We start from the raw sequence: 15334 nt of genomic DNA, 5'->3' as shown, positions 1-15334 counted from the left end.
ACGGGGACCTGGAGGACCAGCGGTGGGACGGCCCAAGGCACCCGGGGAACAGGCCCGTGTGCGGCTGCCGCAGCTGAGGCTGGACGAGCTCCTGGAGGAGCTCCAGGCCCGCCTGGACGCCGCCCGGGGGACCCGGGACCGGGTCCACAGCCTGCTGGAGGCGGTGCTCTCCGTCGGCCGTGAGCTGGACCTGCAGCAGGCGCTGCGCGGCATCGTGCAGGCTGCGGCCGTGCTCGTGGACGCCGAGTACGCGGCCCTGGGGGTGATCGGCCCGGACGGAAGGCGGCTGTCGGAGTTCCTCACCGTGGGCATCAGCGACGAGAGGATCGCCCGGATCGGCCACTACCCCGAGGGACACGGCATCCTCGGCGAACTCATCCGCAATCCCGAGACCCTGCGCCTGGAGAAGATCTCCGCGCACCCCGCCTCGTACGGCTTCCCGGCGAACCATCCGCCGATGAACACGTTCCTCGGCGTCCCCATCCGGGTCCGCGAGCAGATCTTCGGCAACCTGTACCTGACCGAGAAGCGCGGCGGGGCGCAGTTCGACGAGGACGACGAATCGGTGCTGGCGACGCTGGCCGTGGCGGCCGGGGTGGCCATCGACAACGCCCGGCTCTACGAGGAGTCCCGGCTGCGCGAGCGGTGGCTGCGGGCCAGCGCCGAGATCACCCACCGGCTGCTGTCCGGCAGCGAACGCACCGAGGTCCTCGCCCTGATCGCCGAGCGTGCCAGGGAGAACACCGGCGCCGCCCTCGCCGTGGTCGCCGTGCCCGTGGAGCACACCGACTCCCTCACCGTGGAACTCGCCATCGGCCAGGAGGCCGACGCGCACCGGGGGCGCGTGCTGCCCGCCGACGGCAGCCTGATCGGCCAGGCCTTCTCCGCCGGCGTCCCGGTCACCAGCCCCGACGTGGCCGACGACGAAAGGGTGTCGGCCGACCCCGAGCTGGTGAGCACGCTCGGCCCGGCGGTCGCTGTCCCCATCGGTGGCAAGGACGGTGTGCGCGGAGTCGTGCTGCTGGTCCGCCCGGCGGGCCGGCCCGCGTTCTCCGACAAGGAGACCGAACCACTCCAGGGCTTCGCCGCCCAAGCCGCGGTCGCCATGGAGCTCGCCGAGCGCCGCCGGGACGCCGAGCAGATCGCGCTCCTGCAGGACCGCGACCGTATCGCCCGGGACCTGCACGATCTGGCCATCCAGCGGCTGTTCGCCACCGGAATGACACTGCAGAGCGCCGGCCGGTTCATCGACCATCCGCAGGCGTCGGAGCGCGTCGCGCGCGCCGTGGACGATCTGGACGAAACAATCAAGATCATCAGATCTACGATCTTCGGGCTGCGCTCGCGTGACGACGCCGTCGGGCAGGGGTTGCGAGCCAAGGTGGTCCGCACGGTTGGGGAAGCGGCGCCCGTACTCGGCTTCGCGGCGAGCCTGCGAATGGAGGGCCTGCTGGACACCCAGGTACCCGTGGAGACCGCCGACCACGTCCTCGCCGTGCTCTCCGAGGCCCTGACCAACATCGCCCGGCACGCCCGCGCGGACCGCACCGACGTCGTTCTGGAGGCCCACGGCGACAGCCTGACCCTCACGGTCGCGGACAACGGCGTCGGCATCCCGCCGGACGGCCGCCGCAGCGGCCTGCGCAACATGGCCGACCGGGCGGAGCAGCTGGGCGGCTCAATGGAAGTGAGCAGTCCTTCCGGCGGCGGGGCGCGACTGGTGTGGCGGGTGCCGGTGGGGCAGCCGCAGCGCGAGCCCTGACGTAGGGCCGCTCGGCCCGGTGATCCTGCCCGGTCGGCCCCTGTGGGCCCCGGTCCCCTCGGCCGGACGCTGATGGCGTCGGCTCGGCACCGAGGAGGCACCGTGATGACCGAGACCCAGCCGCAGACGTACGCCCTTCTCACCGACGGCAGCACCGTGCGGATACGGCCGGCCGCCTCGGAGGACCGGGACGGCATCCTGCGGCTGTACGAGGAGATGTCCCTGGAGAACGTGCGGCTGCGCTTCTTCGGCGTGAGCCTGCGATGTGCCGAACTGGCCGCCGACCGGGCCGTCTCCGGCCGGGCCGGCCACCGGGCCCTGGTCGCCGACGACGGCGAACGGATCGTGGGCCTGGCCGAGTACGAGACGGAACCCGGCACCACCAGCGCCGAGATCGCCCTCACGGTCGCCGACGGACACCACCACCAGGGCATCGGCACGCTGCTGCTGGAACACCTGGTCGGCGCCGCACGCGAGGCTGGTCTGACCTGCTTCACCGCCGACGCACTCGCCGAGAACCACAAGGTGCTGCGGGTCTTCACCGACCTCGGCCTGCAGGTCCGGCGCCGACTCGAGGGACCCGAGCTGCGCTGCACGATCGCCCTCGCACAGGACGAGCGGTATCTGACGGCGGTCGAGGAACGCGGCCGGGCCGCCGACGTGGCCAGCATGCAGCCGCTGCTGCTGCCCCGCTGCCTCGTGGTGGTCGGAGCGGGCTCGAAGCCCGGCTCCGTCGGCCGCGCCGTGCTGCGTAACGTCCGCCGGACCGGGTTCACCGGACTGGTGTACGCCGTCAACCCGCACGCCCATGCGATCGATCACACGCCCTGCTTCCCGACCGTCAAGGACCTGCCCCGAACCCCCGACCTCGCCGTCCTCGCGGTTCCCGCCCAGGCGGTGCCCGAAGTGGCCGAGGAGTGCGGCAGGGCGGGCATTGGTGCTTTGGTCGTCCTCACCGCGGGCCTGGACCCGGTGCAGGCATCGGCCCTTATGAACGCCGTACGACGCCACGGGATGCGCCTGGTCGGACCGAACTGCCTGGGCATCGCCAACACCGACAGGTCCGTCCGCCTGGACGCCACCTTCACCGCGCACCGGCCGCTGCAGGGCACCGCCGGTGTCGCCGTCCAGTCGGGCGGCGTCGGGATCGCACTCCTGCGCGGGCTGTCGCGGCTGGGCATCGGCGTGTCGAGCTTCGTGTCGCTCGGCGACAAGTACGACGTCAGCGGCAACGACCTGCTCCAGTGGTGGGAGAGCGACGGCACAACCGACCTGGCGCTGCTCCACCTGGAGTCCTTCGGTAATCCGCGGGCCTTCTCCCGGACCGCACGCCGCGTGGCCCGCAGGATGCCCGTCCTGACCGTGGACGCCGGACGCTCCGCCGCGGGGCGGCGTGCCGCCGCCTCGCACACCGCGGCTGCGGCCACACCGACCATGACCCGTCAGGCGCTGTTCTCGCAGGCCGGAGTCATCGCCACCCGCACGGTCGGTGAACTCCTCGACACCGCCGCCCTGCTGCACTCCCAGCCGCTGCCCGCCGGCGTCCGCGTCGCCGTCGTGTCCAACGCGGGCGGGGCGGGAGTCCTGGCCGCCGACGCCTGCGCGGAGGCCGGCCTGAGCGTGCCGGAACTTCCCGCGCCCCTGGTCGAGGACCTCCTGCGGGTCCTGCCTGCGGGTGCGAGCGCCACCAACCCGGTGGACGCCACCGCTGCCGTAGGCGACGAGGCCCTGTCCGCCTGCGTGAACCTGCTCGCCTCCCACCCCTCGGTCGACGCCGTCCTGGTCGCGCTCGTCCCCACCGCCCTCGCCGAGGCCACCGGCGACGACCCGGTCCGCGCGCTCACCCACGCCGCCCCCAACACCCGGCCCGGGACGGTCGTCGCGGTCCTGCTCGACCAGTCCGAGTCCGTGCGGCTGCTGGACGCCACGGGGGGCGGCACGGTTCCCGCCTACGCCGATCCGCAGTCCGCCGCACTCGCTCTGGCACACGCCGCCACCCGCACCCGCTGGCTCGCCCGCCGCCCTGGTACCGTCCCCGACCAGCCCGAGGTGAACACCGCCGCCGAGGCCGTCGTGGCCCGCTACCTCGCCGAGCACCCGGACGGCGGCTGGCTGGATCCGCGGACCACCGCCGAGTTGCTTGCCCACTACACCATCCCGCAGTCGCCGTGGGCCTGGGCGCGGGACGAGGACGAGGCCGTACGCGCGGCGGAGCAACTGGCCGGACCCGACGGTCGGGTCGTCGTGAAGGCCTACTGGCCAGGCCTCGTGCACAAGAGCGACCGGGGCGCCGTCCGGCTCGACCTCCAGGGGGCCGACCAGGTCGGTGCCGCCTACCGCGACATGGCCGCCCGCTTCGGCGACCTGATGACAGGCGTGGTCGTCCAGCCGCTGGCCGCGCGGGGCACCGAACTGGTCGCCGGGGTGGTGCAGGACGAGGTGTTCGGCCCGCTGGTGCTGTTCGGCCTCGGCGGTACGGCCACCGAACTCCTCGCCGATCACGCCGCCAGGCTCGCGCCGCTCACCGACGCAGACGTGCGGGACCTGATCACCACGCCACGCTGTGCACCGCTGCTCTTCGGCTACCGGGGCGGCGGTGCCGTCGATGTCGAAGGACTGGAACGGCTCCTGCTGGGGCTGTCCCGTATGGCCTGTGACCTACCGCAGCTGGCCGAGGCCGACCTCAACCCCGTCGTCGCCCGCCCTGACGCCGTCACCGCCCTGGACGTGCGGATCCGGCTGCTGCCGCACCACCCGCACGACCCGTACCTGCGGCGGCTGCGCTGACATCGGCGACCCTTCAGGGCCGCCAGGTCGGTCGGCCCGGAACAGGGACCAGTGGCCCCTTCGCGGGCCGAGCCACCGAGGACGATGCTCGAATCGGACGAACAATGCAGGAGGTGGGCACCATGCCCGGCACCGTCACCGTAGGTCTGGATGGTTCGCCCGAGAGCCGGGCGGCCGCCGAGTGGGCCGCCCGTGAGGCGAAACTGCGTGAACTCTCCGTGAAACTCGTCCACGTCCGGGAGCCGGTACCGGAGCCGATGGCCCAGGCCCCGCTGCTCGGTACCGAGACCCACTGGAACTGGACCGAGCAGATCCCCCGGGAGACCGCCGAGGGACTCAGGCTGCGCCACCCGGGAGTGCAGGTGAGCAGCGAACACCTCAGCGGCCGACCGTCCGACGTGCTCGTGCAGGCAGCCCGCGACACGGAGCTGCTGGCCCTGGGCTCCCGCGCCCTGAGCGGGCTCGGAGGCTTCCTGGTCGGCTCCGTCGGCCAGGCCGTCGTCGCCCTGGCCGAGGTGCCCGTGGTCCTCGTCCGGGCGTGGGAGGCGGCCGCCGACGAGCACGTCATGGATCCCGCCGGGGTCCCGTCCGCGGCGACCTCGTTCCGGCCCGTCGTTCTCGGCCTGGACACCGACAGCCCCGACGACACACTGATCGCCTTCGCCATCGAGGAGGCCGCGCGCCGCGACACCGCCCTCCGCGTGATCCAGGCCTGGGACCTGCCTCCGTACTACGTGCATACTCCCGTCGTCGACGTGAAGACGCTCGACGAAGCCGCGCGCCGTAAGGCCGCGGAACTCGCCGAGGTGCTGCGCCCCTGGCGCGGAAAGTACCCGGGCGTCGAGGTCGTCGAGAACTCACGCGCCGGCAGTCCCGCGCACTACATCATCGACGCCTCCCGAACGGCCTCGCTGGTCGTGGTGGGCCGTCGCATCCGGCGCAGCCCCTTCGGCGCCCACATCGGCCCGGTCACCCATGCCGTCCTGCACCACGCCGGCACACCCGTCGCTGTCGTCGCGCACAGCTGACGGGCACGTCCCCGGCGTCAAAGACCGGAGGAAGTCATGAAGGGCTCCCCGCACACCGTGAGCGATGTCATGACCCGTACTGTCGTAGCGTCGTCCAGCGGGGCGGCGTTCAAGGAGATCGTGCGGGTCATGCGGCAGTGGCGGGTGAGCGCCCTGCCCGTGGTCGACGAGGGCCGCCGGGTGGTCGGCGTCGTCTCCGAGGCCGATCTGTTGCGCAAGCAGGAGGCGCGGGACGACCCGGGACCTGCAGGGCGCGCACACCGGTCCGCTTCGGACAAGGCCGGCGCGGTCCTCGCGCAGCAGTTGATGACCACCCCCGCCGTCACCGTCCACCCCGAGGCCACGCTCGCCCAGAGCGCCCGCCTGATGGCGCGGCACAGGGTCAAGCGACTGCCGGTGGTCGACGACGAGGGGGTCCTGGTGGGCATCGTCAGCCGGACGGATCTGCTGAAGGTGTTCCTTCGCGACGACGAGGAGATCGCCGAGGAGGTCCGCAGGGATGTCGTCGCCGGTCGTTTCCCGGATCCGATGGACTCGGTCGGCGTGGAGGTACAGGACGGTGTAGTGATCCTCACCGGCCGCGTTCGCGACACCACCGTCGTGCCGCTGGCGGTGCGCCTGGTGCGAACCGTCGAGGGCGTGGTGGACGTGCGCTGTTCGCTCGGAGGGCCCCGCCACCGCCCGCTGCTCGAACCGGACCTCGCGGAGAGCCCGGACTCCGTGAAAAACGGTGAGACCCGATCGCCCGCGTGACGTAAGCGGGCCCCGCGACCACGCGGGTAGGTGCCCCAGACAGAGGCTGGGGCACCTACCCGGGACCGGTGAGACGCCTTCGGCTCAGCGCAGCCCCGTCACCCCCCTTACCGCCGATCCGCACATGAGGTGGCATTCGACGTCGACGACACCTTCCACGGCCCGCACGAGGCGCGCCGCGACAGGCACCAGCGAGCCGCGACAGGCACCAGCGAGGTGTCCCGGATCCGGCCCGTGAGCGTGACCACTCCGTCCACCACCTCCACCTGGATGGGCTCCACGGGCGCAGGAAAGAGCGAGGTGACGATCTCCCGGTCGACCTCCTGGGCGATTTCGTCGTCGGTGCGCAGGAAGACCTTGAGCAGGTCGGCCCGGCTCACGACGCCTTCGAGCATGCACTCGCCGTTGACGACGGGCAGCCGCTTGACGTTGCGCTGGGCCATGATGCGGGCGGCCTGCGCGAGCGTGGCCTCGGGGTAGACCGTCACGGCCGGAGTGCTCATCAGCTCCCCGGCGGTCATACCTCCCGCCTTGGCGAGGTCGGACAGGCGGCGCATCTGGGTGAACCGGTCGGGATCGCCGTCCCGGAACTCCTCCTTGGGCAGCAGATCGGCCTCCGACACAACGCCGATCACGCGGCCCTCACCCTCCAGCACGGGCAGGGCGCTGACCTTCCACTGCTGCATGAGCTCGACGATGTCCTTGAACGAGGCGTCACGGCCGACGGCCACAACGGTATGCGTCATGACGTCGCTCACGATGTACGGACTGCCATGCATGGTCTCCTCCTCGTACGGTCGGATGCGGCGGCCGACGAGGTGCCCGGCCGCGCCGACGCACTCAAATCAAACTCCCGCTGCCGTAGGGCGCGTACAGGTCGAGCAGCCGGATCCGCGACGTGCGCAGCCGGTCGGCGACCACATGCCCCACCCAATCGGCGATCGCGCGGCCGAAGTCCGGATCCTCGGCGCACAGGGCGCGCACGGCATCCGCGTCGAACTCCCAGGCGCGTACCGGGCTCATCGCCTCGGCACCCAGGTGCCAGAGGTACGGCGGGAAGTGCCAGGACCAGCCGACGAGTTCCCCGTGGCCGAGTGAGTCGATGACAGCGGCGCGGCGGCCGGGGACCCTCAGGTCCAGCGTGACCGTGCCGGTCCGGATGATCCAGAACCGGTCGGCACGGCGGCCCTCCTCGAACAGGCGGGCACCCGCGTCGAAGGACACCTCGCGGGCGATCCGCATCAGTCGTTCGCGATGCTCGGCCGGGAGGCTCCTGGCCGAGGTGGTGGTGGAGGTCATTGCTCCGGTCCTTTCGATCCGGCCACCGTGACCGGCTCCGGGGGTGCACGGTCATCGACACTCCGGGAGCCATGGGGCCTGCTGATCCCAGGCTCTTACCGGCTGGCCGGGAGCACCACGGGCCGCATGGACCTGATCGAGCGTCATCCGGCCCTAGCCGAGCGCAAGAGACGGACATCGGACGAACGGCGCGCATGGATGACGGGAAGGACATCCACTTCTCGCGGATCCTGATCACGCGGTGCGCGGTACGAGCCGCTTCCCCGCGTCTTCCTCGGAGACCATCGTTCGCACGTCCGCCAGAACCTGGGGAAAGTCGCCATTGTCGATGACACCCACGTGCTCCTGACGGAGTTGGTAGATGATCTCGACGAGCTCCGGTCTCAGCCGCATCCAAGCACGGGAGGTGCGGATCTCATCATCGACATTGGTGCATGAACCAGCGCATGACCTCGTACGGAACGTCAGCGTGCCCTGCGTGCGGGGCGAAGCACACCGTGGGTTCCCGTGCCGGATCCTCGTCGGGGACGATTGCGGTCACGAGCGTCCGTTGCCCGGCCACGAGATCCAGTTCCAAATACCAGGCGTCATCTGTCATCGCTGGTAACCGGCCGGTTCACCCGTAGCAGAGCAGGGTCGGCCAATGGGTGTCTCCGTGTGAGGGAGCGGCGTACCCGTGAGCAGGGGCCCACACCCTCCGGCGTTTCACCGACGGTCGACGATCCCTTTCGATGTTGAGCCGGGGCCATCTCGATGGGTGAGACCAGGTTGCGTCATGTCCGTCATGTGAATTCTGTAGACTTTTCGGCGTTTGTGGTGTGAAGCCGGGATCCCGGTGCCGCCGGCTGGGTGTGCTCCGGCCTATGGGAAGGGAGCGGGGCCATGCCGATCTCTCGTCGTGATGTGCTGAAGGTGGGTGGACTGGCTCTGCTGGCCGGCAGCCAGGCCGGTGCGGCCTCTGCGTCCCGTTCCGCGGAGCCTGCTCTACGGCCTGCAGTATCGGGCCGGGCGGATCACACGGTGCGCATCGCGCGGGGGCGCGTGGAGCTCGCGCCGGACACCCTGGTCTCCACCACGACCTACAACGGACAGTTTCCTGGACCGCTGCTGCGGTTCACCGAGGGCCGTCCGGTGGTGATCGACGTCCACAACGACACCGATACCCCGGAGCTGGTGCACTGGCATGGCCAGGTGGTTCCAGCAGAGGTGGACGGGGCTTCGGAGGAGGGAACGCCGTACGTTCCCGCCCGCGGGATGCGGCGCCTGTCGTTCACGCCCGGGCCGTCCGGTTTCCGCTTCTACCACACCCATGTGGCAGCGCTCGGCGACCTGGCGCGGGGCACCTACACCGGGCAGGCGGGCCCCGTCCACATCGAGCCGAAGATCCACCCTGGGGCCTACGACCAGGAAGTTTTCCTGGCTCTCAAGGAGTTCGAGCCGTCCCTCAGCCACGGTGGTGACATGGCCCAGGACTTCCTGGCCGGCTCCCCGGTGCCGAAGTTGAGGCGCCAGGGTAAGCAGGCCATGGCCGACTCCTTGGCCCGGGGCATGCCGCACGGCTACGAGGTCGGCTACCGCGTCTTCAGCGTCAACGGCCGCAAACTGGGCCACGGAGAGCCGGTCAGGGTCAAGTCCGGTCAGCGGGTGCTGTTCCATGTCCTGAACGCCAGCGCCACCGAAATCCGCAGCCTGGCCCTGCCGGGCCACACCTTCAAGGTGGTCGCCCTCGACGGCAACCCGGTACCTCGCCCGGCGGAGGTACCGGTGCTGTGGATCGGCACCGCCGAACGCGTGTCCGCCCTGGTGGAGATGGACCACCCCGGAGTCTGGGTGCTGGGGGACCTGTCCGACGACGACCGCAACAACGGCCTGGGCACCGTCGTCGAATACGCTGGCCGCACCGGCACCCCGCAGTGGAGGACACCGTCCCGATCCATATGGGACTACCGCACCTTCGCCCGCGCCGGTACCCCCGCCCGACGGCCCGACCGCACCATCGACCTCCTGGTGGAGAAACGCAACGCCGCCGACAAGGGGTTCAACGTCTGGACCCTCAACGGCACCCCCTTCTCCATGCACACCGACACACCGGTCCTCGACGTCGAGCGCGGCACGCGCTACCGCATGCGGTTTCGCAACGCGACCGACGACATCCACCCCGTTCACCTGCACCGGCACACGTTCGAGGTCACTCACATCGCCGGCACCCCCACGCACGGCCTGCGCAAGGACGTCGTCATGCTCGGCGGCTACCAGACCCTGGCCCTCGACTTCACCGCCGACCAGCCGGGCCTGTCCCTCTTCCACTGCCACCAGCAACTCCACATGGACTACGGATTCATGCTCCTGCTGCACTGCGCCTGACCCGCGCCCTCAGGCCGAGCCCGGCCATGCGGTCAGTCCCGCCCGCCACCGTCCGGCGGACCGTGGACGGCGCCGCCCACGGTCACCACCGTGGCGGTGGCAAACACCAGGCCGGAGCGAGGGCGAACGCGAGAGTCAGGCAGCCGGCCAAACCCACACTGCGCATCGGACGGGCGGAGCGGGCCCTCGTCGAGGCCAGGGTCCAGGCGGAGGCTTGGCGACGGCGTCATTCACCGGCACGACCCCGATAAGAATCCGATCGCTGCGCGCGCCACGACCGTCACGGCCGGCACTCCGACGACCCCGCCGGCCACCAACTCCGCCCGTTGAGGGTGGCTGGCCGGGAGCGGCCTGGTCCAGTGGCGGCGTAAAATCGGATGCCGATATCGGTTTCGTCACTGTCGGAGGTGGCCCGGGTGCGGGAGTTCCAGCGGGGTGCGGTGCGGCTGCACATCCTGCATCACGCGGCCGAGGAGGAGATCCATGGTGCGTGGATGACCGAGGAACTGGCCTCCCACGGCTACCGGATCAGCCCTGGCACCCTGTATCCGACGCTGCACCGGCTGGAGTCCGACGGCCTGCTCACCTCGCGGCAGCGGGTGGTCGACGGCCGTACCCGGCGGGTGTACAGGGCGACGGAGGCCGGAAAAGTGGCCCTGGCGGAGGACCGGAAGGCACTGAAGGAACTGGCTCGGGAGGTCTTGGGCTACGAGGCGCCGTAGCGTCCGGCCGGTCAACGGCGCGGGGTCAGGAGTTGCGCGGGGCCACCAGGCCGGATTCGTAGGCCAGGACGACGAGCTGGGCGCGGTCGCGCGCGTGCAGCTTGGCCATGGCCCGGTTGATGTGGGTCTTGGCAGTCAGCGGGCTGATGACCAGGCGGTCGGCGATCTCGTCGTTGGACAATCCCTGGGCGGCCAGGGCGACTGTCTCGCGTTCGCGGCTGGTCAGCTCCTTGAGGCCGCGGCCGGTGCGGGCGGGTGGCTGGGTGACGTAGCGGTCGATGAGCTTTCGGGTGATCGCGGGCGCAAGCAGGGCGTCGCCGCGGGCGGCGACGCGTACGGCGTGCAGGAAGTCTTCCGGCACGATGTCCTTGACGAGGAAGCCGGCGGCACCGGCGCGCAGCGCGTCGAAGACGTACTCGTCCATGCCGTAGTTGGTCAGCATGACGACGTGTACGCCCGCCAGGGCCGGGTCCGCAGCGATGCGCCGCGTCGCTTCGATGCCGTCCATCACGGGCATCTGGATGTCGATGAGTGCGACGTCGGGCAGTTGCTCCTTGACGCGCGCCAGGCCCTCCTGGCCGTCGCCGGCCTCGGCCACCACCTCGATGTCGTCTTCGAGGTCGAGCAGCGCGCGAAAGCCGCTGCGGATGAGCGGCTGGTCATCGACCAGCAGGACACGGATCACGACGCTCCGTTCGTGGGAAGTTCGGCCTGGACCGTGAAGCCGCCCATGCTGCGCGGCTCGGCGCGCAGCCGGCCGCCCAGGGCCGTGACGCGTTCGCGCATGCCGAGCAGCCCGAGGCCGGGCGTCGGCGCGGGGTGCGAGGTGGCCGTTCCGTTGTCGTCGACGCGGATCGCGAGGGTGTCCGGCCGGTAGTCGATGAGGACCGATGCGGTGGTGGCGGCGGCGTGCCGGGCGACGTTGGTGAGCGATTCCTGAACGATCCGGTATGCGGTGCGGCCCACCGCTGCCGGCACGGCGTGCGGCAGTCCTTCCGTCGTGAGCGTCGTTTCCAGGCCGGTCGTCCGGAACCGTTCCACAAGGTGCGCGAGGTGGTCGAGTCCGGGCGGCGGGGTGAGGTCGTCGTCGCGCAGAGCCTCCAGGGTCGCGCGCAGCTCCCGGCTCGCCTCCCGGCCGGCGTCCTGGATAGCCAGCAAAGCATCTGGCACCTGCTCGCCTCGCCTTCGCGCCACGTGGACGGCGACCTCGGACTGCACTTTGATGACCGAGATCTGGTGGGTGAGGGAGTCGTGCAGCTCCCGGGCGATGCGCAGCCGCTCCTCGTCGGCCCGGCGGCGCGCGGCCTCCTCGCGGGTGTGCTCGGCTTCGTTCGCCCGCCGTTCGGCCTGCCGCACCGCCTCTCCGGCGGCGAACGCGGCGATGAGCCAGGCGATCTCAAGGGTGTTCCTGGCCTGCGTCAAGCTGTCGCGCGCGGGACCGTCGCGGGAGATCAGGACGGTGAGGTGGAGCACGACCAGCAGGCCCACGGACGCGGCCAGTGTGAGGGCGCGGTGCCCGGCGCGCACCGCGCCGTGGACGGCGACCAGATAGGAGACGGCGAGCACCTCGAACCCGGCCCCCAGGTAGCCCACTGCGGACAGCCCGGTGACGGCCAGGACCACGAGCGGTGACCGTCGGCGACCCGCCAGCGCGATCCCGCCGACCGCCAGCAGCGCGCAGCCGAGCAACTCCTGCCTTCCGGCCGGGTGTTGTCCGGACAGCCCGGTGCTGAGCAGCAGTGCCGCCACGCCCACGGCGATCGCCCAGTCGGTGACCCGGGCCGGGACAGCGAACCGCCATGTGTCCATGCGGGCACCGTAGCCGCACTTGGTCGCGGGCGAGTCCTGCTCGTGGACGAGCGGCCGGGTACCGCATGCGCGGTACCCGGGCACGGCCTGCTGCGGCCGCAGTACCCGGATGCCCGCTGCGGCAGCAGCCGACAGTGCCTGCGCCTGCTGGACGACCGGCAGGGGGCCCGGCGCGCATGCTCAAGGCACATCGAAGACCTCGGACAGTGACAGAGGCGGAGGGGAAACGGCATGAATGCTTCAGTACTGGTGGCAGCCGCCGAAGGCGGGATCATCGGTGACGGGCGGACCGGGGCCAACCTTGCCCTCGGGGTGGGGCTGCTCGGCCTGGCCGTCGGCTGGCTCGCCCTGGCCCGCGCCCGCGGCCGGATCAGTACGGGCAACGCACGCACCGGCGGGATCTCGGCCATCGCGGTGGGAACGGTCGGCACAATCCTCGCGGTGCTGCACCTGCTCACCTCCAGCGGCGGCCCCGGCACCGGCAACGGGCTCGTCGGCGCCATCGTGGCCGTTGCGCTGGGGCTGGGCGCCGTACTGCTCGGCCGCTGGGCGCTCACCCGCCGCCGCACCCCGATTGACCGTCACCGGGTCACGGTGTGCGTGTGGCCACCACGCGCCGGGCGCCGTAGGCGGCGGCACCGGCAGCCAGCACCGCCGTCCCTGTGATCACCGAGGACAGCGGCAGGGCAAAGGCAAGGACGAGGCAGCCAGCCAGCCCCACCACGGGGATGATCCGTACGGGACGCCCCTCGTGCGGCCGCAGAGTCCAGGCGGAGGCGTTGGCAACGGCGTAGTAGGCAAGGACGCCGAAGGAGGAGAATCCGATCGCCCCGCGCACATCGGCCGTCACGGCGACCACCGCCACCACCATGCCGACGACGAGCTCGGCGCGGTGCGGCACCTTGAACCTCGGATGCACCGCAGCCAGGGCGTGCGGCAGGTGCCGGTCGCGGGCCATGGCCAGCGTGGTGCGGGAGACTCCGAGGATCAGCGCGAGCAGCGAACCGAGCGCGGCCACGGCGGCACCGACGCGTACGACCGGGACGAGCCAGTCGGCGCCTGCCGTCCTGGCCGCGTCCGACAGCGGTGCGGCGGCCGCAGCCAGCTCCCGCGGACCCAGCACCGTCAGGACGGCGACGGCGACGAGGGCGTAGACGACCAGGGTGATGCCCAGCGCGATCGGGATGGCCCGGGGGATGGTGCGGGCGGGATCGCGGACCTCCTCGCCCAGGGTCGCGATCCGCGCGTACCCCGCGAAGGCGAAGAACAGCAGGCCCGCCGCCTGGAGCACCCCGCCGAACGTCGCATCGTCCCCGACGTCGAGCCGGGCCGCGTCCGACGCCGAGGAAGCGACCGCGGCGACCACCACGGCGGCTAGCACCGCCAGGACCACGGTCACGATGACCCGGGTCAGCAGGGCGGACTTCTGCACACCGCTGTAGTTCACCGCGGTCAGCGCCACCACCGCGGCGACCGCGACCGCGTGGGCCTGGCCCGGCCACACGTACGAGCCGACCGTGAGCGCCATCGCCGCGCAGGAGGCGGTCTTGCCCACCACGAACGCCCAGCCCGCCAGGTAGCCCCAGAAGTCGCCGAGACGTTCACGGCCATAGACGTACGTACCGCCCGAGGCCGGATAGCGGGCTGCCAGCCGAGCCGAGGAGGTGGCGTTGCAGTAGGCAACCACCCCCGCGAGCGCTAGGCCGATCAGCAGCCCGGAGCCGGCCGACGCCGCGGCCGGGGCGAGTGCGGCGAAGATCCCCGCGCCGATCATCGACCCCAGACCGATCACCACGGCATCCGGCACCCCGAGCCGACGGCTCAGCTCGTCCGGTATCCCGGCGGTGGTCGATGGCTTGCTCATGCCCACTCCCTCGGCGGCACAGCCGCAGACGTTACGCACTCCGATATCGGGAGACGATACGTGAGGCCTCGGTCCGGCCGCCGACCCGCATCCGGGGCAATTGTTGCGGGGCCAAACACACGACGGCCGACGGCATCCATCAAGGCCGTCGGCTCCGAACAGGCGGTGAGGGCTCGGTACCCAGCCCTTCCGCCGTCCTCGGTACCACTGTGTCGCACCACCGCCGGGGGCGGCGTTACCGATACCGTTGCGCGTCAGCTCAGCCCTCCATGCGCCTAGTCGAGTCCGAGGGCGGCGAGGGCGGCGAGCTTGTCGGCGGTGAGCTTGGCGCACCTGGTCTTGGTGTTGGACAAGAAGACTCCGAGCTTGACCTCGGTGCCGTCCTCCAGCCGCTCGACGTGGCTTCTGGGGACGGCCAGGGAGCCTGTGCGGTCCTTGTACTGCGCGAGGGCCGCGACACCTCGCTCGAAGGCGCTCAGGGCGCTTTGAGGGGCCTTGGCGGGCGCTTCCGGCTCCGGGGCGAGCGGCGCGATGCCGAAGGCTTCCAGGCGTTCGCGCTGCCCGTCCAGCAAGCCGGCCCAGACAGCCGGTTGGCGCTTCTTGGCGAGCCATTTGCCGATGTCCATGCCGTGGACGGTGACGCCGGGCAGGACGTCGGCCTGGCCTGCTTCGTCGCGTACGAGCTCGCGTAGTGCGGCGTAGTGCCGTTGCCAGTCGGCCGGCCATGCCGGATTCCAGTCGGCGTCCACGGCTTCCAGCGCCGTCCTCCCCCTCCGGGTGGCTGTCGAGGGCAGCGGGGCGGCGGAGGTTGGACAGCCACTGTCCGATCGGCCGGTCCAGTGCCGTCGCCGTGCGCGGCGCGCACAGCGTCCAGTGCTCCTCGTAGTAGGCCCTCGCGGCTTCCAGGTTCTCCTGGAACCGTTCATCCGTCACCGACCAGACCATG

12 protein-coding genes and 3 pseudogenes are annotated in these 15334 nt (G+C 71.3%); 7 read left to right on the top strand and 8 right to left on the bottom strand.

Annotated features, from left to right (window positions below; genetic code table 11):
- Nucleotides 1-22: 22 nt before the first annotated feature.
- The 4 genes from ACIP2X_RS08075 (at nt 23) to ACIP2X_RS08060 (ending at nt 6330) form a co-directional block, all read left to right on the top strand.
- Entirely contained in the window at nt 23-1762 is a 1740-nt protein-coding gene (locus ACIP2X_RS08075) for a GAF domain-containing protein (RefSeq protein WP_401669145.1), read from the top strand.
- Between the two features lie 105 nt (nt 1763-1867).
- On the top strand, nt 1868-4549 hold the full coding sequence (locus ACIP2X_RS08070) for a GNAT family N-acetyltransferase (RefSeq protein WP_401669142.1): 2682 nt from the start codon (nt 1868-1870) through the stop codon (nt 4547-4549).
- A 122-nt stretch (nt 4550-4671) separates the two neighbouring features.
- Entirely contained in the window at nt 4672-5577 is a 906-nt protein-coding gene (locus ACIP2X_RS08065) for a universal stress protein (RefSeq protein ID WP_401669140.1), read from the top strand.
- Between the two features lie 36 nt (nt 5578-5613).
- On the top strand, nt 5614-6330 hold the full coding sequence (locus tag ACIP2X_RS08060) for a CBS domain-containing protein (RefSeq protein WP_401669137.1): 717 nt from the start codon (nt 5614-5616) through the stop codon (nt 6328-6330).
- Nucleotides 6331-6414: 84 nt separating this feature from the next.
- On the opposite strand, the pseudogene ACIP2X_RS08055 reads toward ACIP2X_RS08060, so the two are convergent.
- From ACIP2X_RS08055 to ACIP2X_RS08045, 3 genes and pseudogenes are all read right to left on the bottom strand, one after another.
- Nucleotides 6415-7109, bottom strand: a pseudogene (locus ACIP2X_RS08055) (CBS domain-containing protein).
- 61 nt (nt 7110-7170) lie between these two features.
- Nucleotides 7171-7629 (bottom strand): cyclic nucleotide-binding domain-containing protein, encoded by a 459-nt coding sequence (locus ACIP2X_RS08050; protein WP_401669135.1) that lies wholly within the window; start codon nt 7627-7629, stop codon nt 7171-7173.
- Nucleotides 7630-7863: 234 nt separating this feature from the next.
- Nucleotides 7864-8227: pseudogene (locus tag ACIP2X_RS08045) on the bottom strand (hypothetical protein).
- Nucleotides 8228-8649: 422 nt separating this feature from the next.
- Here ACIP2X_RS08045 and ACIP2X_RS08040 point away from each other — a divergent pair.
- Together ACIP2X_RS08040 and ACIP2X_RS08035 are read left to right on the top strand one after the other, a co-directional pair.
- Nucleotides 8650-9993, top strand: a complete 1344-nt coding sequence (locus ACIP2X_RS08040; RefSeq protein WP_401669132.1) for a multicopper oxidase family protein — start codon at nt 8650-8652, stop codon at nt 9991-9993.
- Between the two features lie 416 nt (nt 9994-10409).
- Nucleotides 10410-10715, top strand: coding sequence for a PadR family transcriptional regulator (locus ACIP2X_RS08035; protein ID WP_401669130.1), 306 nt, complete (start codon nt 10410-10412; stop codon nt 10713-10715).
- A 25-nt stretch (nt 10716-10740) separates the two neighbouring features.
- Here ACIP2X_RS08035 and ACIP2X_RS08030 read toward each other — a convergent pair whose 3' ends face one another.
- On the bottom strand, nt 10741-11400 hold the full coding sequence (locus ACIP2X_RS08030; RefSeq protein WP_401669127.1) for a response regulator: 660 nt from the start codon (nt 11398-11400) through the stop codon (nt 10741-10743).
- Nucleotides 11397-12524 (bottom strand): histidine kinase, encoded by a 1128-nt coding sequence (locus ACIP2X_RS08025; RefSeq protein ID WP_401669125.1) that lies wholly within the window; start codon nt 12522-12524, stop codon nt 11397-11399. The genes ACIP2X_RS08030 and ACIP2X_RS08025 overlap by 4 nt, the downstream gene beginning before the upstream one ends.
- Nucleotides 12525-12755: 231 nt before the next feature.
- On the opposite strand from ACIP2X_RS08025, the gene ACIP2X_RS08020 reads away from it, so the two are divergent.
- Nucleotides 12756-13190, top strand: a complete 435-nt coding sequence (locus ACIP2X_RS08020; RefSeq protein WP_401669122.1) for a DUF6223 family protein — start codon at nt 12756-12758, stop codon at nt 13188-13190.
- Here the strand turns inward: ACIP2X_RS08020 and ACIP2X_RS08015 are convergent.
- The 3 genes and pseudogenes from ACIP2X_RS08015 to ACIP2X_RS08005 form a co-directional block, all read right to left on the bottom strand.
- Nucleotides 13114-14388: an APC family permease gene (locus tag ACIP2X_RS08015; RefSeq protein ID WP_401672230.1), complete on the bottom strand. Its 1275-nt coding sequence runs from the start codon at nt 14386-14388 to the stop codon at nt 13114-13116. The two genes, ACIP2X_RS08020 and ACIP2X_RS08015, sit on opposite strands and share 77 nt — an antisense overlap.
- A 275-nt stretch (nt 14389-14663) precedes the next feature.
- Complete coding sequence (locus ACIP2X_RS08010) at nt 14664-15137, bottom strand: helicase associated domain-containing protein (RefSeq protein WP_401669120.1); 474 nt, start codon at nt 15135-15137, stop codon at nt 14664-14666.
- 103 nt (nt 15138-15240) lie between these two features.
- A pseudogene (locus ACIP2X_RS08005) lies at nt 15241-15333 on the bottom strand (hypothetical protein); the annotation flags it as partial.
- Nucleotide 15334: the final 1 nt, after the last annotated feature.

Source organism: Streptomyces sp. NPDC089424 (assembly GCF_044749345.1).
Classification (GTDB): domain Bacteria; phylum Actinomycetota; class Actinomycetes; order Streptomycetales; family Streptomycetaceae; genus Streptomyces.
The sequence above is the reverse complement of the archived record's forward strand: the minus strand, read 5'-3'. Positions and strand labels throughout refer to the sequence as shown.